Raw genomic sequence first — 19,962 nt, 5'->3', positions numbered from 1 at the left:
CGCGTCCACCGGTCTTCAGTGCTCGGGTGGCCCGGCGAGGCGTTCGGCGATCACCGTCGTTCCGGGCGCGTGCCGGCCGCCCGGGCCGGGCGCGACCGTGACGTCGGCGTCGGTCAGCTCGCCGCCGCACCGGCCGCACGCGACGACGGGGGCGGTGTCGTGCCCGCACGTGTCGTGGGTCAGCAGCATCGGTGGACCGTCTGGTGCCAGGTGCCGGTCGCCCCACGCCATCAGGGACAGCACCACGCCGTACAGGTCGTGCCCGGCGTCGGTGAGCCGGTACTCGTGCCGCACCGGTGCCCGCTGGTACTCGTGCCTGCTGATCAGGCCGGCCTCCGTCAGCCGGTCGAGCCGGTCGGCCAGCACGTTCGTCGCCACGCCGAGGTCCCGGCGCAGTTCCTCGTAGCGGTGGACGCCGAGGAACAGGTCGCGCAGCACCAGCAGCGTCCACGGGTCGGCGACGACGCCGGCGGTTCGGGCGATCGAGCAGGCGACGGTGGCGAAGCGGTCCCGGTCCATCCCCACAGCCTAGTCACTTGCCAAGAGCAAGCGACACGTTGATAGAGTCCGATCACAACTTGTTGTTCGCAAGTGACGAGCTCAGACGGGAGCATCGAGATGTATCACGCGATCGTGCGCGCCAAGGTGCGCCACCTCTGGAAGCGCGTCACCGAGACCGGCGACTACCGCCTGGCCGTCGCCCAGGCCGCTCCCGATCTGCGCTTCCGGTTCGCCGGCGACTCCGCGCTCGGCGCCGACCTGCAAGGGCGCCAGGCGTTCGAGGACTGGTTCGCACGGGCGGCGGAACTGCTGCCGGGGCTGCGGCTGCGGCCCACCGAGATCGTCGTCAAGGGGTGGCCGTGGAACACCACGGTGATCGTCCGGCTCACCGTCGACGCCACCCTCGCGGACGGCGCGCAGTACACCAACGAAGGGGTCCAGTGGGTACGCATCCGCTGGGGGCGGATGGTGGACGACTACGTCCTCGAGGACACCGCGCGGCTCGAGGAGGGGCTACGGCGCCAGCGCACCGCCGTCGGCGGCTGACCGGACCCCCGGCTCAGGACCGCAGGTACGCCAGCACCGCGAGCACCCGGCGGTGGCCACTGTCGCTGGGCTCCAGGCCGAGCTTCGCGAAGATGCTGCGGATGTGCTTGCTGACGCCCGTCTCGTTGACGACCAGCGTCTCCGCGATCTCGGTGTTGCCCCGGCCCTCGGCCATCAGCGCCAGCACCTCACCGTATCTCGGGATCGTCGGCACGACGGCGCTGCTCGGCGTGCTGTCGATCGCCGTTCCGGCCCGCGCGTCGATGCGGACCCGGCCGGTCGACGCCATCGGCGCCGGGGACTGACGAGGGGCTTAGTGTGTCACGAGCGTTGCGCACCAGCTCGTCGCGGCCACACAGTATCGTTCTGGGCTCATCCGGCCGCGTTTCCGGATCGCCGCCGGCTGAACCGGACGATGGGAGTGCCATGTCCCGACGAACGACCACCACAGCGGCAACGGCCACAATCGACGACGCCATCGCCGGACGGGTCCTCGTGCCCGGCGAACACGGATACGACGGTGCCCGATCCCTCTGGAACGCCATGGTCGACCGCCGGCCGAAGGTCATCGTGCAGTGTGCGGGCAGGGACGACGTCGCGGCGGCGATCCGCTACGCGCGCCAGCACGACCTGGAGATCGGTATCAAGGGCGGTGGCCACTCGGTCATCGGCCACGCGGTGCCCGAGGACGGCCTGATGCTCGACCTCACCCCGATGAACGCAGTAACGGTGGATCCGGCCGCCCGGCGCGCCCGGATTCAGGGCGGAGCATTGCTCGGCGCGCTTGACCAGGCGACCCGGCCGTACGGATTGGCCACCACCGCCGGCAACGTCTCCCACACCGGTGTCGGCGGGCTGACCCTCGGGGGCGGTATGGGCTGGCTGGCCCGGCAGTTCGGGCTGAGCTGCGACAACGTCGAGTCGTTCGAAGTAGTGACGGCGACCGGCGAGACCGTCACGGCGAGTGCGACCGAGAACGGTGACCTGCACTGGGCGCTGCGCGGTGGCGGCGGAAACTTCGGCGTCGTCACCGAGTTCGAGTTCCGGCTGCATCCGGTGGCCGGCCAGGCGGTCGTCGCCGCGTACGGGTTCACCCTCGACGACGCGGCTCAGGCCCTGAGGCGCTGGCGTGACCTCATCGAGTCGGCCCCGCGACAGGCGACGCTGAAGGCCTGGGTCGGCACCGACGGCGACCGGCCGCGCGCGAGCCTCGGGTTCGTCTGGGTCGGTGACCCGGACGGCAGTCGGGACCTGCAACGCCAGTTCGCGGCGATCGGCACAGCCGTCGATCGGAGCATCACCGAGCATGCGTACGTCGACCTTCAGCGCCTCGAGGACGACGTCGAGGGGCACGCCTGGCGTCGCTACTGGAAGGGCCACTACCTGCGCGAGCTCCCCGACGAGGCCATCGAGGCGTTCCTGCTCCGGGGCACTCCGGACGGCTCGGGTGAGTTGCTGCCCAACGCTTCCCTTCAGGCCTACGGCGGAGCGATCGCCGACGTCGGCGACGACGAGACGGCGTTCAGCCATCGCGATGCGCTGGTGGAGTTCGTCTCCGCCTCGCGCTGGGGCGATTCCGGCGAGGACGACGGCCGGATCGCCGCCGCACGGCGGTACGGCGCGACCATCGAGCCGTACGCGAGCGGCGCCTACGTCAACGCCCTCACCGACGAGGGCATTGAGGGCGTAGGTCGGGCCTACCCTCAGCACAAGCTGGCCGGGCTCACCGCGGTCAAGGACCGATGGGACCCCGACAACGTGTTCCACCTGAACCACAACGTCTCGCCGTCAGGCAGGTGACCCGTGCGCACCCTCCTCACCGGACTCCGGGTCACCGACCTGGACCGATCACTCGCGTTCTACAAGGCGCTCGGCTACACGGAACTCGGCCGCGTTCCCGAGACCCCGTTCGGAAGCCTGACCATGCTCCAACTGCCGGACGACCCCTTCGTCACGGTCGAGCTGGTGCACGACCCGGCGCGTCCCGTCCAAGCGGTGGGCGGGTTCAACCACCTCGCGATCAAGGTCGACGACCTGCGTGCCACCATCGCCGCACTGGCCGCCCACGGCATCGACGCCGACCCGGCCGAGCCGACCGCCGGACCGGACGAGCCCCTGGTGACCACCCTGCACGATCCCGACGGCTACCTGATCGAACTCGTCCAGTGGCCGGAGGGTCACGCCGACGGGATCACGGCCGCGGATTTTGCGGGTGAGTGACCTCCCGAGCCGGCACCGGCAACCAGGGCACCGACTCGGACCGGGTGGTTACCACAAAGTGCCTACTTCCCGTTGGAGAGTTGCTCTCATACGGTGATCTCAGTGGCTCGTCCGACGCCACTTCGTCCCGTAGAAAGGCAGCTCATGTCTCGCATCACCGTCATCGGCGGCACCGGCTACGCCGGCTCGGCCATCGCCGCGGAGGCCGCTGCTCGCGGTCACGACGTCACCGCACTGAGCCGCTCGCGCCCCGACGCACCCATCCCGAACGTGACCTATGTCCAGGGCGACGCCACCGACGAAGCAACGCTCTCGGCGGCGATCGAGGGTTTCGACATCGTTGTGGACGCCATCGCCCCTCGCGGCCCGGTCGGCTACGCCCGCGACGTCCACCGCACCATCGCGCGGGTGGCCGACCCCGCGGGCGTACGCCTGTACATCGTCGGCGGCGCCTCGTCCCTGCGGCCGGCACCCGGCGCGGATCGCTTCGTGGACGACCTCGGCCACTTCAGCATGATCCCCGAGGAGCTGCACGCTGAGATCCGTGACGGAGCGGCGTTCATCGTCGAGGATCTCCCGGCCACGCCAGCGACACTCGACTGGGTCTACGTGAGCCCGGCGCTCAGGTTCGGCGCCCAGATGCCCGCCGAGCACCTCGGCCGTTACCGGCTCGGCGACGAGGTCGCGGTCCAGCCCGAGGACGGCGGCGCGATCTCCGCCGCGGACTACGCCCTCGGACTCGTCGACCTGATCGAGAAGGGCGAGCACCACAGGGAACAGGTCAACCTCTGCCACTAAGCCGATGGCGTACTCGTCAAGCGCCTCATGGCCGACAGGGTCTGGTTGATCATGGCCGGCAGGTCGGGGTCGCCGTGCTGGTCGAGCCAGCGGGTCACCGCTGTTCGGAAGGTGCTCACGGCGACCTCGGCCGCCAGCCGGGCGGTCAGGTCGTCGACGCCACGGTCGCGGAATCCCTGCTCCAGGGCCTCGGACAGCAGCGAGAACTTGCGCAGCTCGCGCTCGCGCAGGGCGGGTTCGGCGTCGATCGCGGCCCGTCGGCGCAGCACGTAGTCGAGGTCGCGGCGCTCGAGGATCTCGGCCGCGCTCGAGGTCAGGATCTCGGTGATCAGTTCCATCGGGCCGAGCGACGGCGGGGCCTGCGCCATGAGGTGTGCCACCCGCTCGGGTACCAGTTCCTCGCCTGTGAACAACACCTCGCGCTTGTCGGCGAAGTACCGGAAGAACGTCCGGGTCGTGAGCCCGGCCCGCGCCGTGATCTGCGGCACGGTGGTCTCGGTGAAGCCCCGCTCGAGGAACAGCTCGAGCGCGGCCCGCTCGAGCCGTTCTCGCGCGCCCGGCTGCCATCGACCCATGCGGCGCATTCTAGTGATGACACGTCGTGTCGTACTGTGCCATAGTGATGACACGACATGTCATCACTATGGAGGCGAACATGACCGGTGAGATCTGGGTGCTCGGCGCGACCGGACGGGTCGGCCGCAACGTGGTGGCGCACCTGCAACAGGCGGGCGCCGAGGTGGTGGTCGCCGGCCGCGATCGCGAGCGGCTCAACCATGTGAGTCCGGACGCCCGAGCGGTTGCCGGCTCGCTCGACGAGGTCTGCGCGCAGCTGGCCGCCGAGGCGCCGACCGTCGTGATCAACACGGTGGGCCCGTTCGCGGTCACGGCTCCGCAGGTCGCGCGTGCCTGTCCGCCAGGCACCCACTACGTCGACGTCGCCAACGAACTGAGCGCGTTCCAGCTGCTCCACCGCATGGATCGGGAGGCGGCGGCGACCGGTCGCACGCTGGTTTCCGGGGTGGGGTTCGGCGTGCTCGCGACCGAGGGCATCCTGCTGTACCTGCTGGAGGCCGACGAAACGCCCTCGCGAGTACGCGTCGACGCCGTCGCGTCAGTCGCGATCGAACCCGGCGTCCTCGGTGAGGCCCTGGCCGCCACCATCGTGCAAGAGTTGGTCGACGGCGGCCGCGAGGTGCGGCGGGGCCGGATGGTGCGTGCTCGAGCCGGCGGTGCCGACGAGCAGTTGACCACCCCCGACGGGGACGTGGTCACCACCGGCTCGCTGGGCAGCGGTGAGCTTTTTGCGGCCTGGCAGGCCAGCGGTGCTGCGTCGGTGATCGGCGCCTCGGCGCTCGTTCCGGCCAACCCGGTCGTCCGAGCGGCTATGCCCGCGATCGGTGGCGTGCTGCGGCTGCCCGGCCTGGCCGGCTTCGCCACTCGGCGGCTCGCCCGCATCAAGATGACCACGGCCAAGGAGCGCCCGCGCCGATCGTCCTGGGGCCGAGCCCGAGTCGAATGGCCGTCCGGTCGTGTGCGTGAGGGCTGGTTGCGCACCGGCGAGGGCATGACGTTCACGGTCGGCGCCGTCACCGAGGTGGCCCGGCGCCTGGCCAAGGGCGAGGGCCGCCCAGGTGCGTTCACCCCGGCCGGGCTCTTCGGCCCCGAGGTGGCCCTGGCCGCCGGCGCCGAGTTCGTGGTCACGGATCGAGGGTGATCCGATCGCCGCGGCCGGAAGGTGTGTCGGCGCCCAGGCGACTAGCGACCGAGCGCTGCGTTCACCCGCTCGAACATGGTCGGGATCTGATCGCGGACCTCATCGGAAACTCCGTGCAGGGTCGTCTCCAGATGCTGCCCGTCCCGCCAGTCGGTCTTCCGACGCAGCCGGTCACCGAGGCCGGCGTCGAGAACCGACGCTTCGGCAAGCAGGGCTTCATGCGCCCGGCGATCGTCGACGATGGCACCGAGCGGCGTGTCCCACCCGATCGATCCGATGGACCCGCTCCGGCGCGTGTCCGGCACCTCCCACTCGTGCCTGCCCGGCCCGACCTCGAAGGACTCCTGGCCTGGAAGAGCGACCTGCGCCGTCGTGTTGGCCGGGACGAAGGCGTGCACCCGCAGGATGCCCTTGCCTGTTTCCGCCCACCCGGACTCGGCGAACCCGTAAGGGGTCTCCTGTCGCGCGGATGCGTGCTCGAGCCCTTCGATCGGGGTCGGCGCCATCCGAAGCCTCGCATAACCCGGGGCTGCGGGCGCGAGCCCGGCCACCCGACGGTGCAGCCAGTCCGCGACCGCACCGAAGGCGTAGTGGTTGAAGGACGTCATCTCGCCGGGGTTGATCGTGCCGTCCGGGAGCATCGAGTCCCACCGCTCCCAGATGGTGGTCGCCCCCATGGTCACCGCGTACAACCAGGAGGGAACACCGGTCTGCAGCAGCAACCGTCCGGCCGCACCGGCGTGCCCGGTCGAGCACAGCGCGTCGGCGATGATCGGCGTGCCCACGAACCCCGTCCCGATCACGTACCCGTCCCGGCGCACGATCTCGGCCAGCCGGTCCCCCATCGCCCGGGTGGTCTCGGCATCCACCAGGCCGTAGGCGATGGCCATCGCATACGCGGTCTGCGAGTCGGAGACGATCCGGCCGCCTCCCGTGACGTACTCGCGGACCCACGCCTGCCGCGCCCGTTCGGCGTAGTCACCGTAGTGAGCGGCGTCCTCGGTGTGCCCGAGCACGGTGGCCGCCTCGGCCAGCACCAAGGCGGAACGCACCAGATGCGCGCTCGCCACGATGTCGGAGTCGGTCCGAGCGCCACCCGGCTGGTCCGGCGGTGCGGCCGGGTCGAGCCAGTCGCCGAACTGGGCGCCGCCCTCCCACAGGAGTCGCTCGCCGGCGCGGGTCACCAGCACGTCCACCCACGCCTTCATCGACGGGTACTGATCGGCGAGTGCCGCCCGGTCACCGAACCGTTCGAACAGCACCATCGGCACCACGGTCGCCGCATCGCCCCATGCCGCGGCAGGCTCCGGCGGGCCGAGCACGTTGGGCACCACGAACGGGCAGACCCCGCCGGCCCTGGTCTGCTCGAGTGCCACGTCTCGCAACCACGACGTGAGGAAGGCGTCGGAGTCGAACAGCGTGGCCGCGGTCGGAGAGAACACCTGGATGTCTCCGGTCCAGCCCAGGCGTTCATCGCGTTGCGGGCAGTCGGTCGGGATGGAGACGAAATTGCCCTTCATCCCCCACACCACGTTCTCGTGCAACCGATTCACGCGCTCGTCCGAGCACTCGAACCACCCGGTGCGCCGCATGTCCGACCCCACCACCACCGCGGTGAACGCAGCCGGGTCGAGGTCCGGGTCGAACTCCGTGGGCCAGCCCTCGATCTCGGCGTAACGGAACCCGTGAAAGGTGAACTCCGGCTCGAAGACGTCCTCGCCACCTGAGCACGTGAACGTGTCCGTCGCCTTCGCGTACCGCAGTGGGCGCACCCCGAGCTCGCCGTGCTCGAGCACCTCCGCATGGCGCACCGTGATGACGTGGCCTTCCGGGCCCCGCACCCGCACCCGCAGCCGGCCCACCAGGTTCTGGCCGAAATCCAGGATCGTCTTGCCCGACGGCGTCGCGATGACCTCCGCCACTTCCAGCGTCCCGGTGCGCCGCACCGGTTCGGCCGGGTCCGCTTCCGGAACCAGGTCTGTCCGAGCCACGGAGGCGGCCGGCCAGCGTGCGTCGTCGAAGCCCACCTGATCCCAGCCCGGCAGCGCACGCCGGGCATCGATCGCCTCGCCCTGGTAAATGCTGCTCGCCGTCACCTCCCCGACAGCGGCCGCGCGCCACGTCCCGTCCGTCCCGATCACCTGGGTCGAGCCGTCCACCAACTCCACGTGCAGCTGTGCCGCGACCATCGGCTGGTCGCCGTAGATCCGGCGACCGTTGGCCTGGAAGCCGAGCTCCTCGGTCCACCAGGCTCCGGCGAACCGGATCCCGATCGCGTTCGCACCAGCCCGTACCAGGCCGGTCACGTCGGTGGCTTCGTGCACGACCCGCTCGTGGTAATCGCGCCACCCTGGCTTGAGCACCGCGTCGTCCACGTCGGCGCCGTTGATGCTCACCTGGTACGCACCACCAGCGGTGGCGTACAAGATCGCCCGTCGCACACCCTGCGGGAGCTCGACCTCGGTACGCGCCCTTCCCGGGCACGCTTCGCCGTCCGGCTCGGCGAGGCCGATGTAGGCGGCCTGCCAGTCACCGTCGGCCAGGAACGTGCTGCGCAGCGGAACGGGCTCAGACCAGTCGGTGGTGACGCCTTCGATGGAGGTGACCCGCACCTGCAGCTCGTGGTGGGCGTGCGGGGCCAGCGGCGCGAATGGCCAGTTCACGAACACCGACTCACCGGTGTCGATCCGGACCGGCTCGCCACCGTCGAGCCGCACCTCGGCCGCAGCCTGCTGCCACGGCTGCTCGGACTCCACCACCCAGCTCAGCCGAGGTGCCGGGATCTCCGCCAAAGCGGCGTCATTGCGTCGTTCCACCCGCACCCGGGTGACGCGAGAACTCATAAGAACGTGACTCCAAATGGCTTCGGCTATTTCAGCCTTTGACGGCGCCGGAGCTCCTGCCGGCAACGATTTGACGGTTGGCGAAGATGTGCGCCGGCTGCACCACGATCACGGTCGCCACGATCGGCTTCATCAACGGCACGTTCACGGAAAAGAACAGTCGTCACTGGCTGCCGTCGTCGTTTGATGGCCGCTTCGTCCGGCGATCGAGCTCAGCGCATGGACCGCAGGATCACCACGGCGGGCACACGGTGGCCGGGCCCCGGGGACGTGCCCGTCCCGCCGGGCGTTCGTGCCGGTCAGCTCAGTCGATACCGGTCCCTGCCACCCCCTTGACGTACCACTTCTGGGAGACGACGAACACGAGCAGCACCGGAAGCATCGCGATAACCGCGCCGGCCAGCGCCACAGCGGGCGAGATCTGCACGTTGGAGCCGGAGGCGAGCGGTGCCAGTGCCACGTTCAGGACCCGATGAGCAGGATCTGGTGCAGCGAGCAACGGCCAGATGTACATGTTCCAGGCCGTCAAGAAGGTGACCGAACAGTAGGTGGCCATTGCCGGGCCGGCCAGTGGCATCGTGATCGAGGTCAGCACGCGAAACCACCCGGCCCCGTCGAGACGGGCAGCATCGGTCAACCCCTTCGGGAGAGTGACGAAGAACTGCCGGAACAGCAACACTGCGAACGCACACTGCCCACCGATCGGCAGGATCATTCCGGCGTAGGTGTTGAGCAGTCCCAGCTCATTGGTGATGACATACAGCGGGATGAGCGAGAGGTTCCCCGGAACGAAGTGGGGGATGATCAACACCCCGAGGATGAGTCCCGTCCACCGAAAGGGAATCTTCGCCAGGGCGAACGCCGCGGGTATGGAAATCGCCAGCTGTACGAGGATCACGCCGAACGCGAAGATGAAGGAGTTCACCACGACACGAGGGGTGAGAAACTCCCACGCGTCGGCGAAGTTCTGCCAGATCGGGACGGACGGCAGCAAGGACGGCGGGAACTGCGACACCTCGGCTGCGGACTTCAACGAGCCCGAGAGCATGAACAGCAGCGGAACTGCCATCAACAGCCCGATCACCGCGATGGCGAGATACCGCAGCAGCACAGATGCTGTACGACTCACAGTCCTCCCTTTCGCAGAGTGCGGCGAACACCCTGGACGATGCCCACGATGGCTGCGAAGACGACGAGCTGAAACATCGACAACGCGCTTGCGTACCCGAAGTTCAGGTCGTTGAAGGCCACCCGGTAGGCGTAGAGCGCGAGGCTCTGTGTGGTTCCCAAGGGGCCGCCGTCGGTCAGTAGCAGCGCCATCTCGAACGAACCACTCAGGAAGCCGATCGCCTGCAACGCCAGGACGAGAGCTGTGGTTGGCCAGACGCTGGGCCAGGTCATCGACCACAGCTGACGCCAAGGACCTGCCCCGTCGAGCGAGGCGGCCGCATAGATGTCGTCCGGCACCCGCTGCAGCCCCGCGAGATACAGGATGATGACCAGCGGAAGTGCACTCCAGATCATGACGATCACCAGCGCCGGGAGCGCCCAGAAGGTGTCCGACAACCAGTTCGGGCCGTCGACCCCGATGACTCCCAGCGCCTGGTTGACGAACCCTTGGCGCTCGTTGTAAAGCATCGCCCACACCAGGGCCGTCACTGCCGACGACGCGATCATCGGCACGAAGAAGAGCAGCCGCAGCGCCGGCACCGCGGGCAACTTCGAGTTCACGAGAACGGCGAGCATGAAGCCGAGCAGAACGGTCGGTATCACACCGAGCAGCAAGAATTGCAGCGTGACAAAGAGTGACTGCCACATGGTCGGGTCGCTGAACAGGCGCACGAAGTTGCGTGCACCCACGTACCGAGGCGTACTGAACAGGTCCCAGTCGAACAGCCCGAGCGCCAGTCCCCCGAGGACCGGCAGCACCGCGAAGACGGTGAAGCCGATCATGGCGGGGGACAGGAACGCCACGGCCACGGCACTGTCGTGACGCCGGTACGTGGTCCCCGAACGAGCTCGCGGTCCGCGTTCGCGTCGCTTGGTCACGCTAGGCATCGACGCTCCTCGAGCGAGGCCGTTTCACGTGGTGAAGTGGCCCGGCGCAGGTCCCACGGAACCATCAACTGTCCCCCGACTCCTCTTTCAGTGTGGTGTTGATGGTCTCCTGCGCTTCTCCGTAGGCGTCGTCGATCGAACGGTCCTCGAGCAAGACCTGCTGAGCGGCCGTCACCAGTGCTTGGGAGACCTGGCTCTGCATCTTCCCGGGGAACCGCCCGCCCAGCTCCGCCGACTGCGCCGACTCGGCGAACACGGCGATGTTCTCGGGCGGGGTCTGCTCGCGCCAGGCGCCGTTCTTGATGCCTTCCAGAGTCGGCGGAATGGCGTTCGCGACCTCCTGAGCAACCTTCATTCCGCCGTCGGAGTCGTAGAACCAGGCGAGGAACGCGAAGGCCGCGTCCTGATTCGGCGAGGTCTGGGCGATCGAGAGCCCGTAGGAACCACCGCCGGCCGTTGACTGACCGTTGATCTCCGGCATCGGCACGACGTCCCAGTCCTGCCCCTCGAGCGCGCCGCGAAGTCCGGGAACGTTCGCACTCGACATGACCGCCATCCCGACGTTCCCGGAATCGAATCGCTCCGCCGGATCCGATTGTGGTTTCGCCGAGTACGGCGTCGACACGTCGCCGTAGGAGTCGAGCAACAAGCGCCACCCATCGAGCGCGGCACCACTACCGATGTCGGTGCTGTTCGTATCGAAGTCATAGATCGTGGCTCCGAATGCTCGCAGAACCGGGCCGTACACCAGTCGGTTTGCCCCGTTGTCGAGCGGGCGTTCCATCCCCAGGTACGTCCCGTCGGAGTTGTTGTGGATCTGCCGCGCGAGCTCGTACAGGTCTTCCCAACTCGAACTCGCGGTCGGGAGTTCGCTCACGCCTGCGGCATCGAACACCGTCCTGTTCACGAACAACGCGGACGAGTCGGCGCTGACCGGCAGTCCCGTGATCTGGTCGTCGGCGCCGAGCGGCCGGTACTGCCCGACGAAGCGGTCGATGAAGTCGTCGATCGTCAGCGAACCCAGCTTGCCCTCGCTGATGCCTGGGGCCAGGTCGAGCGTGACGTTGTTGTCGGCCAGGGTGTCGGCGAGAAAATCGACGTTGAACATCAGGTCCGGGAGACTGTCGCTCATCCGGGCAGTGGCGAGCTGCTGGGCATAGTCCGGCGGACTGTCGGTGGTGGCCCGCACCTCGACGGTCCGGTCCGGAAACTGTTTCGTGTAGGCCTCGGCGAACTTCTTGAAGTTCGGCTCGAGCGCGGTGATGGTCTGGAGGATGATGTGGCTGCCCTCGACCGAGCCTGCCCCACCACGGTTGTTCTGTTCGCTGCCACAGCCGGAGGCGACGAACGCACCAAGACCGGCACCGGCGGCTGCCCGCAGGAATGTCGCACGCGACATACGGATACTCATGGTTGCACTCTCTCCTCATCGTTGATGGATCGATGGGCACGCAGGTTCGTGCATCTATGGGCCACAGCGCATCCAAGGCCCCGACGGCGTCGAATGAAACGTTCTAGCGCACGCTAGAGTCGGACCCTGACGTTGTCAACTGCCGAACCCTCGGCTCGTTCAGCGTGCGAGCAGCCTCCTCGTCGCCGACAGAAGCCGCTGACCACGGGAGTCAGGTGTCCGACTCCCGTCCGTCTGTCAGGTACCGTTGGCCCAGTCGGGAACGCACCTTAAAGCTTTCATTTGTCGGTTCCAGGCCACAACGAAGGAAGGCACCGTATGCCGCGACCTGTGGGGCTCAAGCATGTGGCCGATCGCGCCGGCGTCTCGATCGGAACTGTCTCGAACGTGCTGAACCGCCCGGATCATGTGGCCCCGGACACCATGGTGCGAGTGCGCACGGCGATGGACCAGCTCGGTTACGTCCCGAACGAACTGGCACGCCAGCTCAAACGTGGCGGTGGGACGACGCTCGGCATGGTCGTGCTGAACCTCGTCAATCCGTTCTTCGCCGAGCTGGCGCACGCCTGCCAGGTCGCCGCCGAGGCCGCAGGGTTGACCGTCATCCTTGGCAGCAGCGATCAGGAGTCCGAACGCGAAGAGCGCTACATCAGCCTTTTCGAGCGTCAGCGGGTCGAAGGCATGCTACTTGCCCTGCAGGACGTTCCCACGACCAGGTTGCAGCTCCTGCACCAGCGCGGTATGCCGATCGTCGTCCTCGGCCGATCCGGAATGGAGTCCGGCGACTTCTGCCTCACCGGCCTCGACGGGTACCGCGCGGGGGCCCTGGCCGCCCAGCATCTCGTAGAGTCCGGCCACCGTCGCATCACCTTCCTCGGCGGTCCGACCAACCAGGTCAGCGACCGCTGGTCCGGGCTCGAGTCCTACTGCGACAAACTCGGTGAGGTTCAGGTGGACCGCCTGAATACGCTCGACCAGACCATCCTCGAAGGTCGTCGCGCGGGGAGCGAGATTGCCGCTCGACCACCTTCCGAGCGCCCGGACGCCGTGTTCGCCGCGAACGACCAACTGGCGATCGGCCTGCAGCAATCCGTCCTGGAGCTCGGCCTGCGCGTACCCGGGGACATCGCCGTCATGGGCTGTGACGACATCGCGCAGGCGCAGACGTCGTCGGTCCCGCTCACCACGATCCGCCAGCCGGTCAGCGCGATCGCGGCCGAAGCCATCCGCCTGGTTCGCGCAGAACGTGAGCCGGGCCATGTCCACTCGACTTCGCTGCTCGCGCCCGAGCTCGTGGTTCGTCACAGCACCGTGCAGTAGCCCGAGGCCGGCGGTCACCACCCTTGACTCACCGGTATCGACTCGATAGCGTCCCGGTCTGAATCGTTCTAGGACCAGTTTTCCGGACCATCGTTCGCTGACGCGCTGGGCACAGCTATAGCGGTGGCCCGTGAACCGCACTCACCCAACGACATGCATGCGGAAGTCAGGGGTTCCCATCCAGCATGTCTGAAACGTTCAAGCGATTCCGGCCCGCTACGGCGATCAACCCGTTGTCAACACAAGGATGTGACTCGACCATGAAGCCGACTCGTCGAAGCGCTCTGAAGATCGGTGGCGCGGCGATCCTCACCACAGCATCCCCTGCCACCAGTTTCGCCGCACCGCGCCAAACGACCCCACCGTCTCCGCCCAGCTCCGTGCACAATTGGGAGGACGACTTCGCGCGAGCCGATGGTGGCCCCGGCGCCGACTGGAACATCCTCCGGGGCGACTGGACCATCTCTGACCACCGGCTGATCTCACCCTCCGGCCCGGGTGAACGGCTTGCGGTACGCGCAGGCTTCGCCCTCGGCCGGCGTTTCACTGTCTCAGCCACGATTCGCGGCCTACGCGACGACTACTGGTACGGCGTCGCCGTCAACGTCTCCGAGAATGGTGACGGCACGCAGAACTTCTACGTGCTGCGCGTGGTGACCCGCGACGGGTCTCGCCCGCCGCACTGGCAACTGCTCCAGATGTCGGAGTCGCACGTCGCCGACGACGGTCTGCTCGCGAGCGGGCCGGTCCCGGTCGTCAAGGACCACGACTACACGATCACCGTGGGATCGAAGAGCCTGGGGGTCCTCCACGTATCGATCGAGGAGGAGGGAACGTCGCTTCTCGACAACGACCTGGTCGTTCCGCTCGACACGTTGCTCAGTGGTGGCCAGGCGGGGGTTTACACCAACGCTGGGCACATCTCGGTCGATCGGGCCAGGGGCACGACGTCCGTCCCCGAATCGTCGGCGCCCGACCCGGGCCCCCTGCAGTACATCCCCTTCGAGGGCAGTGACTACACCCTCCCGGACACCCACGACAGCGTGGTCGAGAGCAGCGTCGTCGGCCTGAACTGGTCCGGCCATCCGGTCCGGCAGGCCCTGCTGACCTCGGGCACGGACCAGTACGTCGGCTACTACGACCCCGACCGCCGGATGACCGTTGCGCATCGCCAACTCGGCGCCGACGAGTGGACCACCCAGTCGCTGGACTCCGTCCTCGGCTGGGACAGCCACAACTACGTGACCATGGCGGTCGACTCCGCCGGCCACCTGCACGTCTCCGGCAACATGCACGGAGACCCGCTCGTCTATTTCCGCACCACCAGGCCCGCGGACGTGACGTCCCTGACACGCGTGACGACGATGGTCGACGCAGCGACCGAGTTGAAGGTGACCTATCCGGAGTTCTTCCAGAACGCCAGTGGTGATCTGGTGTTCCGGTACCGGGACGGCGGTAGCGGGAACGGCGTGGATCTCTACAACGTCTACGACCCCGCGACGACACAGTGGTCCCGGCTGCTCGACACGCCGTTGCACGACGGAGAGGGCCGGCGCAACGCCTACGTCGAACGCCCCGTCCTGGGGCCCGACGGCAACTTCCACATCGCCTGGGTGTGGCGGGATACGCCCGACGCGGCAACGAACGCACTCCTCAGCTACGCCAAGAGCCCCGATCTGGAGAACTGGTATCGCGCCGACGGAACTCCCATCAGCCTGCCGATGACCTACGGTGCCGGCGACATCGTCGATCCGATCCCCATGAACGGCGGAATTCTCAACGGCAACAGCGACATCGGCTTCGACGGTCGGGGCCGCGCACTGATCGCTTACAACAAGTACGACCACGAGGGGAACACTCAGGTCTACATCGCCCGCTACGAGAACAGGGGCTGGGTCAGTCACCAGATCAGCCAATGGAAAGGCCGCTGGCTCGTCGCCGGTTATGGCACCTTGATCACCCAGGTCATCACGACCGCCCCGGAGCCACTCCCCGACGGAAACATCCGCTTCGACTTCATCTGCAAGGGCAACAAGCGGACGTTCATTCTGAGTCCTGCCCTCCGCCCGATCGCCGAGGTCGACACACCGCAACTGCCCGCGGAGATCACCGAGGTCCGCTCCGACTTCGCGGGGATGCACACGCGTCGGCGATGGGATGACGGAGAATCCGAGGACGGCCGATATCTCCTGCGCTGGGAGAGCCGGGGCAGCAACGGCGACCAGCCGTGGCCCCCACCCCATCCGGAGCCGAGTACGCTCGAGGTTTATCTCATGCGCTGACCTCGATCCTTCGCACGGGCGGGGCACCCGAGGTGCGGAAGAGTGTCGGGGCGTGCAGTACCTCAGGTCCGCGTCCGTAACCCGCCGGACGTTGTCGGTGCCGGGTGCTGGAATGGCCCGCATGACGACGCTGCAGGACAAAGCTCGGCTGTTCCGGTCGTTGCATCGCCCGGGCCGGCCGCTCGCACTGGCGAACGCGTGGGACGTCCCCAGCGCCCGACTGGTCGAAGCCGCCGGCGCGCCGGCCGTGGCGACCACCAGCGCCGGGGTGGCGTGGAGCGTCGGCGTCGCGGACGGTGACCACATCGGCCGCGACGCCGCGCTCGCCGCCGCCGAACGCATCGCCGCCGCCGTCGACGTCCCGGTCACCGCGGACATCGAGAGCGGTTTCGGCGCCACGCCCGACGACGTCGCCCGGACCGTTCGCGACGTCGTCGCCGCCGGGGCCGTCGGCGTCAACATCGAGGACGTGCACCCGGCCGATCCCAGCGCGCAGCGGCCCGCGGAGCAGCAGGCCGAGCGCATCTCCGCGGCCCGGCGCGCGGCCGACGACGCCGGGGGCGCGCTGTACGTGAACGCCCGCGCCGACGCGTTCCTGCGGTCGGTCGGCGAGCCCGGCGACCGGTTGCCCGACACGCTGGAACGCGCCGCCGCGTACATCGCCGCCGGCGCCGACGGCGTCTTCGTGCCCGGCGTCACCGACCCGGACACAGTCGGTGCACTTGTCCGCAGCATCGACGCTCCGCTGAACATCCTCGCCGGTCCCGGCGCTCCAGACGTCGCGACGCTCGCAGCGCTCGGCGTCGCGCGGGTCAGCCTCGGCTCGGCGGTCACCGGCGCCGCGTACGCCGTCGTGCGTCGCAGCGCCCGCGAACTGTTCGACACCGGCACGTACACCAGCATCGACGACCACCTCAGCTATGGCGAGCTCAACGCGCTGATGCTCGAACGGCCAGCGACTCCGCCGAACGCGTAGCGGCGTCGACGGCCTTGGCCAGGTCCGCGCCGGTCACGCGGCCGTCGCGTTTGACCGGTCGACCCGCCACCAGGACGGTGTCGACGTTGCCCGGGTGCGCCGCCGTCACCACCGCCCCGACCGGGTCGTGCAGGCCGCCGGCGAGGTTGACGTCGTCCGCGCGCAGCAGCACGAGGTCGGCCTGCTTGCCCGACCGCAGCGAGCCGACCCTGTCGCCGAGCCCCACCGCATCGGCCCCGTCCTGCGTGGCCATCCGCAGAACCTCGGCAGCGCTGAGGTCGGTGTGGCCCGCGTCGTGTCCGCTGAGCAGCGTTGCCCGCATCAACGAGAACATGTCGCCGGCCACAGTGGTCACCACGTCGACGCCCAGCCCGGTCGTGACTCCGGCGGCACGCAACCGGCCGACCACGGCAGGGCCGTGGCCCATCCGCGCTTCCACTGCCGGTGCGATCGACATCGCGCCACCGGATTCCGCGATCAGTCGGAGTTCGTCGTCGGCCAGCGTGTTTCCGTGCACATAGAGCGTGTCGCCGTCCAGCAGGCCATGCTCGCGCAGTGCAGCGACCGGACGGGGAACCGTCTCATTGCTGTCGATGTGCGTGGTCAGGCGCACGCCCAGCTCACGCGCGAGGCGCCAGTCCTCCGCGGCCAGCTCCATCGACCCGAACGAGGGCCCGTTCGGCGCCAGTGCCAGCGTCACCAGGTCGGTGTCGTCGGCGAGCAGGTCCCTCCGCGCGCGCCGTACCCCCTCGGGGCTGCGAGCGTCGGCGTCGAACACCGGGAACGCGTAGCCGAAGACCGACCGGATCCCGGCCGATCGCAGCGCGGTGACCGCGGCCTCGGTGTGCTCGGGCGTGTACTGCACGTGTGAGAAGTCCTGCAGCGTCGTGATGCCGCTGTCGAGGCATTCGAGCGCACCGACCAGGTTCGCGGCACCGACGTCGTCAGGCGTGAACGCCGGGGCCAACCGGCGCACCGCCAGGTCGAGATAGTTCGCCAGGTCGGTCTCGACGGCGATACTGCGCAGCACCGTCTGACAGGTGTGCCGGTGAGTGTCGACGAAACCCGGCAGCACGATGCGGTCGGTCGCGTCGACGACCGTGGCGCCGCCGTCGGGCAGTTTCGGGCCGACGGCGGCGATCTGGCCGTTCTCCACGAGGACCTCGGCGCCGGGACGCACGTGCGGCATGGGTTCGGTGTCGATGACGACGCCGTTGCGGATCAGGAAGCGGTCGGTGGGCATGTGCGTCACCTTCGTTCATTAGAAAGCTTTTTGAAAAGCTAATCACGAAGGGTTCTATTCTTCAAGCCATGACGGAACACCGCGATCGGGTCGCCGAACTGCTCGCCGACTGGCGCGCGCAATACCCGGAGGCCCTGGCGCCGACATCGGAACTGGCGAAGCGGATCATCGTGCTCGCCGCCGATCTGGACGAAGCGAGCCGGCGGATCCTTCCCGACTTCGACCTGACCGTGGCGGAGTTCCAGATACTCGTGGCGTTGCGTCGCAGCCCGCCACCCCACAGGTTGAAGCCGAACGAGCTGAGCTCGTCACTGCTGATGTCGTCCGGCGGCACCAGCAACGTCACGAACGAGCTCGTCGGTCGCCGGCTGGTGGAACGTGAGGACGATCCGGACGACCGCCGGAGTTCGTGGGTCCGGCTCACCGAGGAAGGGGCGCGCCTCGCGGAACGGGCCGTACGTGCCAGCACCGCGGCGCACAGTGACGTCTTCGCCGGCGCCGCCGACGAAGACGTCCGGGTGGCCACCGACGCGCTACGGCGCCTGTCCGCCGCCGTGGAGGCTCCGCGCCAGCCCACCCCGCCTCCGGCGCGCGCGACACGACCGCAGAGCGTGACGTGAACCGCGCTGGACAGGGCGAGCACTCCGGCACTGTCGGCGCGCCCTGGCATTCTTGGTGACATGTACCGGGAGCGTCCGTCGGCCGTGCGCCACACAGTGGTGTGGTCGGCACGCACCGCCGCGCGCGAAGAGGCGCATCGGGTGCTTCCCGACGGCTGCATGGACATCCTCTGGCACGACGGCCGCCTCCTGATCGCCGGGCCCGACACCTCCGGTCACGTCGCGTACTGGACGTACGACGCCGACTACGTCGGGCTTCGCTTCGGCGCCGGCGTCGGACCGCGCGCCGTGGGCGTCCCGGCACACGCCGTCCGCGACCAGCAGGTGCCGCTCGACCACGTGTGGGAGCCCGCTGACGTGCGCCGGCTGGAGGAACGCCTGGCGGCCGCGTCCCGACCCGGCGCCGAACTCGAAGCGGCGGTCGTCGGCCGGCTGCGGCGCACGGACCCACCCGACCCGCTGGTGGCGGCGCTGATGCACCGGCTGGCTCGCGACGCCGCCGTGGGCACGCTCGCCGACGACGTCGGGCTCAGTACCCGCCAGCTGCACCGGCGCTGCCTCGACGCCGTCGGCTACGGACCCAAGACCTACGCGCGCATCCTCCGGCTCGGTCGCGCACTCGAACTGTGCCGCAGCGGTAGCGCAGCCGCGGACACCGCGATCACGGCCGGGTACGCCGACCAGGCCCACTTCGCCCGCGAGGTACGGACGCTCACCGGCGTGACGCTCACGACCCTGCTGACGTAACCGGCAGCGGCGCGAAGAAATCCACGCCGTTGCCGTCCGGGTCGTGCACGGTGGCGTAGCGCTGCCCCCAGAACGCGTCCCACGGCGCCATGTGTCCTTCGTACCCGGCGTCGACCATGTCCGCGTACGCCTTGTCGACCTCCGCCGGGCCGTCGCACTCGAACGCCAGCCCCATCTGCGCGCCGTCGGGGCGCTTCCAGTCCGGGTCGAACGACCGGACGGTCTCCTCGGTGTCGAACAGCAGCCGTACACCGCCGGGCAGATTGGCCTCGGCATGCGGCGCGTTGTCCGCCTCAGCGGGAATGTCCAGACCGAGGGCCCGGTAGAACGCGAGCGAACGGCTCATGTCGGCCACGACGATGCCGACAGCTGCGAAACGTGGTGTGCTCATGCCACTCACGCTAGCGCCGTTTCAGCGGACCGGTCTTGAACGGATCGGACATGAGGGCGGTGCCCGCGGCGCCGGAGAACGGTACTCGACGTGCGACACTCGATCCTGTCCATGACTGGTGATTCGAACACGTGTCTGATAGCGTGGGTTGCATGATCGATGGTTGGGGTGACGGAGTCGACGCGCCGGACGACGGTCCGGGCGGGTGGGGCGTCGACGCCTGGGTCGATGCGCCCGATGCGCCGTTGCCGGCCTCGTTGGTGGAGCGTGATGCGGCGTGGTGTCCGGG

At 68.7% G+C, this 19,962-nt stretch carries 18 protein-coding genes and 1 pseudogene; 10 read left to right on the top strand and 9 right to left on the bottom strand.

Annotated features, from left to right (window positions below):
• Positions 1 to 15: 15 nt before the first annotated feature.
• The gene (locus CLV30_RS08425; RefSeq protein WP_106536777.1) at positions 16 to 519 is read right to left on the bottom strand and encodes a winged helix-turn-helix transcriptional regulator; all 504 of its coding nucleotides are present in this window, start codon (positions 517 to 519) and stop codon (positions 16 to 18) included.
• A gap of 99 nt (positions 520 to 618) precedes the next feature.
• On the opposite strand from CLV30_RS08425, the gene CLV30_RS08420 reads away from it, so the two are divergent.
• Positions 619 to 1,047 (top strand): nuclear transport factor 2 family protein, encoded by a 429-nt coding sequence (locus CLV30_RS08420; protein WP_106536776.1) that lies wholly within the window; start codon positions 619 to 621, stop codon positions 1,045 to 1,047.
• A gap of 13 nt (positions 1,048 to 1,060) precedes the next feature.
• On the opposite strand, the pseudogene CLV30_RS08415 reads toward CLV30_RS08420, so the two are convergent.
• Positions 1,061 to 1,249 (bottom strand): annotated as a pseudogene (locus CLV30_RS08415) (response regulator transcription factor); the annotation flags it as partial.
• 224 nt (positions 1,250 to 1,473) lie between these two features.
• On the opposite strand from CLV30_RS08415, the gene CLV30_RS08410 reads away from it, so the two are divergent.
• From CLV30_RS08410 to CLV30_RS08400, 3 genes are all read left to right on the top strand, one after another.
• Positions 1,474 to 2,847, top strand: coding sequence for an FAD-binding oxidoreductase (locus CLV30_RS08410; protein ID WP_106536775.1), 1,374 nt, complete (start codon positions 1,474 to 1,476; stop codon positions 2,845 to 2,847).
• Positions 2,848 to 2,850: 3 nt separating this feature from the next.
• A complete protein-coding gene (locus CLV30_RS08405) occupies positions 2,851 to 3,267 on the top strand; it encodes a VOC family protein (protein ID WP_106536774.1) in 417 nt (138 codons plus the stop codon).
• 144 nt (positions 3,268 to 3,411) lie between these two features.
• Positions 3,412 to 4,065, top strand: coding sequence for an NAD(P)-dependent oxidoreductase (locus CLV30_RS08400; protein ID WP_106536773.1), 654 nt, complete (start codon positions 3,412 to 3,414; stop codon positions 4,063 to 4,065).
• Here CLV30_RS08400 and CLV30_RS08395 read toward each other — a convergent pair.
• Positions 4,062 to 4,640, bottom strand: a complete 579-nt coding sequence (locus CLV30_RS08395) for a TetR family transcriptional regulator (protein ID WP_106536772.1) — start codon at positions 4,638 to 4,640, stop codon at positions 4,062 to 4,064. The genes CLV30_RS08400 and CLV30_RS08395 overlap by 4 nt on opposite strands.
• Before the next feature lie 80 nt (positions 4,641 to 4,720).
• Here CLV30_RS08395 and CLV30_RS08390 point away from each other — a divergent pair, with 80 nt between their 5' ends.
• A complete protein-coding gene (locus tag CLV30_RS08390) occupies positions 4,721 to 5,782 on the top strand; it encodes a saccharopine dehydrogenase NADP-binding domain-containing protein (protein ID WP_106537003.1) in 1,062 nt (353 codons plus the stop codon).
• Between the two features lie 41 nt (positions 5,783 to 5,823).
• On the opposite strand, the gene CLV30_RS08385 is transcribed toward CLV30_RS08390, so the two are convergent.
• The 4 genes from CLV30_RS08385 to CLV30_RS08370 all read right to left on the bottom strand — a co-directional run bounded on the left by CLV30_RS08385 (position 5,824) and on the right by CLV30_RS08370 (position 12,094).
• On the bottom strand, positions 5,824 to 8,625 hold the full coding sequence (locus CLV30_RS08385) for an alpha-L-rhamnosidase (protein WP_106536771.1): 2,802 nt from the start codon (positions 8,623 to 8,625) through the stop codon (positions 5,824 to 5,826).
• 304 nt (positions 8,626 to 8,929) lie between these two features.
• On the bottom strand, positions 8,930 to 9,754 hold the full coding sequence (locus CLV30_RS08380; RefSeq protein ID WP_129711009.1) for a carbohydrate ABC transporter permease: 825 nt from the start codon (positions 9,752 to 9,754) through the stop codon (positions 8,930 to 8,932).
• Complete coding sequence (locus CLV30_RS08375) at positions 9,751 to 10,599, bottom strand: carbohydrate ABC transporter permease (RefSeq protein WP_165358621.1); 849 nt, start codon at positions 10,597 to 10,599, stop codon at positions 9,751 to 9,753. The genes CLV30_RS08380 and CLV30_RS08375 overlap by 4 nt, the downstream gene beginning before the upstream one ends.
• A gap of 148 nt (positions 10,600 to 10,747) precedes the next feature.
• Complete coding sequence (locus CLV30_RS08370) at positions 10,748 to 12,094, bottom strand: extracellular solute-binding protein (protein ID WP_106536768.1); 1,347 nt, start codon at positions 12,092 to 12,094, stop codon at positions 10,748 to 10,750.
• A 345-nt stretch (positions 12,095 to 12,439) separates the two neighbouring features.
• Between CLV30_RS08370 and CLV30_RS08365 the strand changes: the two genes are divergently transcribed.
• The 3 genes from CLV30_RS08365 (at position 12,440) to CLV30_RS08355 (ending at position 16,672) form a co-directional block, all read left to right on the top strand.
• Complete coding sequence (locus CLV30_RS08365; protein WP_211300026.1) at positions 12,440 to 13,414, top strand: LacI family DNA-binding transcriptional regulator; 975 nt, start codon at positions 12,440 to 12,442, stop codon at positions 13,412 to 13,414.
• Positions 13,415 to 13,794: 380 nt separating this feature from the next.
• Entirely contained in the window at positions 13,795 to 15,696 is a 1,902-nt protein-coding gene (locus CLV30_RS08360; RefSeq protein WP_165358622.1) for a BNR repeat-containing protein, read from the top strand.
• 112 nt (positions 15,697 to 15,808) lie between these two features.
• The gene (locus CLV30_RS08355) at positions 15,809 to 16,672 is read left to right on the top strand and encodes an isocitrate lyase/PEP mutase family protein (protein ID WP_106536765.1); all 864 of its coding nucleotides are present in this window, start codon (positions 15,809 to 15,811) and stop codon (positions 16,670 to 16,672) included.
• Here CLV30_RS08355 and CLV30_RS08350 read toward each other — a convergent pair.
• On the bottom strand, positions 16,626 to 17,915 hold the full coding sequence (locus CLV30_RS08350) for an amidohydrolase family protein (protein ID WP_106536764.1): 1,290 nt from the start codon (positions 17,913 to 17,915) through the stop codon (positions 16,626 to 16,628). The two genes, CLV30_RS08355 and CLV30_RS08350, sit on opposite strands and share 47 nt — an antisense overlap.
• 68 nt (positions 17,916 to 17,983) lie before the next feature.
• Between CLV30_RS08350 and CLV30_RS08345 the strand changes: the two genes are divergently transcribed.
• Both CLV30_RS08345 and CLV30_RS08340 read left to right on the top strand, forming a co-directional pair.
• A complete protein-coding gene (locus CLV30_RS08345) occupies positions 17,984 to 18,535 on the top strand; it encodes a MarR family winged helix-turn-helix transcriptional regulator (protein ID WP_106536763.1) in 552 nt (183 codons plus the stop codon).
• A 60-nt stretch (positions 18,536 to 18,595) separates the two neighbouring features.
• The gene (locus CLV30_RS08340) at positions 18,596 to 19,282 is read left to right on the top strand and encodes a helix-turn-helix transcriptional regulator (protein ID WP_106536762.1); all 687 of its coding nucleotides are present in this window, start codon (positions 18,596 to 18,598) and stop codon (positions 19,280 to 19,282) included.
• Here CLV30_RS08340 and CLV30_RS08335 read toward each other — a convergent pair.
• Positions 19,263 to 19,673 carry a VOC family protein gene (locus tag CLV30_RS08335; protein WP_106536761.1) on the bottom strand — a complete coding sequence of 137 codons (411 nt, stop codon included), beginning with the start codon at positions 19,671 to 19,673 and terminating at the stop codon, positions 19,263 to 19,265. The genes CLV30_RS08340 and CLV30_RS08335 overlap by 20 nt on opposite strands.
• Positions 19,674 to 19,962: the final 289 nt, after the last annotated feature.

The sequence above is a fragment of the Haloactinopolyspora alba genome (assembly GCF_003014555.1).
Classification (GTDB): Bacteria; Actinomycetota; Actinomycetes; order Jiangellales; family Jiangellaceae; genus Haloactinopolyspora; species Haloactinopolyspora alba.
This window is presented reverse-complemented; position numbering and strand designations above follow the sequence as displayed.